The sequence below is a fragment of the Micromonospora sp. BQ11 genome, from assembly GCF_052068135.1.
GTDB lineage: Bacteria > Actinomycetota > Actinomycetes > Mycobacteriales > Micromonosporaceae > Micromonospora.
Window position 1 is genome coordinate 1 of the sequence record NZ_JBQHDB010000035.1, and the last position, 697, is coordinate 697.

A 697-nucleotide genomic window follows, 5' to 3' on the forward strand; every position below is an offset into this window, starting at 1 on the left:
ACCACGGCGAGTCGGTCCAGTTCGCCGGTGTACTCGGCCTGGGGCGGGACGATGCCGTGGTCGATGACGGTGGTGCGGGTGGTGCCGGTGTCCCAGAAGAGGTGGTTGAAGTGGGTGACGTGGGCGATGAGGAGGTCGTCGCGGTCGGCGAGGGGGTGGCGGCTGTTGGGGACGTTGCCGTCTTTGGGGGTGTTGTGTTCGACGTAGATGGCGGGGAGGTGGTGGCCGGGGGTGCGGCCGGTCCACTGGGTGGTGAGGTCGATTTCTTCGGGGCGTTGGAGGATGACGAGGTCGATGTCGGCGGAGCGCAGTTCGTCGGGGGTGATGTCGGTGGCGGTGTCGGGCCAGGTGTAGGTGCGGGCGCGGCCGAGGCCGTAGGGGCCGCGGTCGGGGGTGGCGGGGATGAGGTAGCGGTGTGTGCCGTGCACGAACGAGGTCGTCCAGGAGCCGTGCACGTGCCAGAGCAGGATGTTCACCGGCCGCTCCCGCCGCCGACGGCAGCGACCGCCCGGGCCGGCCGCGCGACCGCCGGTGACACACCCAGCAGCTTCAGCGCACCGACGACCTCCTCCGGGTCGACCTGGTTCAGGCACGGGTGCCCGGGCACCGGGCAGGTTGCGGCGCGGGTGTCGCGGCAGGGGGCGCTCGCGTCGCCGAGGCGTACGGTCGGCACGCCCCAGGGGCCCCACTGTCCGAA

2 pseudogenes are annotated in these 697 nt (G+C 72.0%); both read right to left on the reverse strand.

Features of this window, described 5'->3' with window-relative positions:
- Positions 1-476, reverse strand: a pseudogene (locus ACTMSW_RS30700) (glycosyltransferase family 1 protein); the annotation flags it as partial.
- Positions 473-697: pseudogene (locus tag ACTMSW_RS30705) on the reverse strand (HAD-IIIA family hydrolase); the annotation flags it as partial. The pseudogenes ACTMSW_RS30700 and ACTMSW_RS30705, both read right to left, overlap by 4 nt.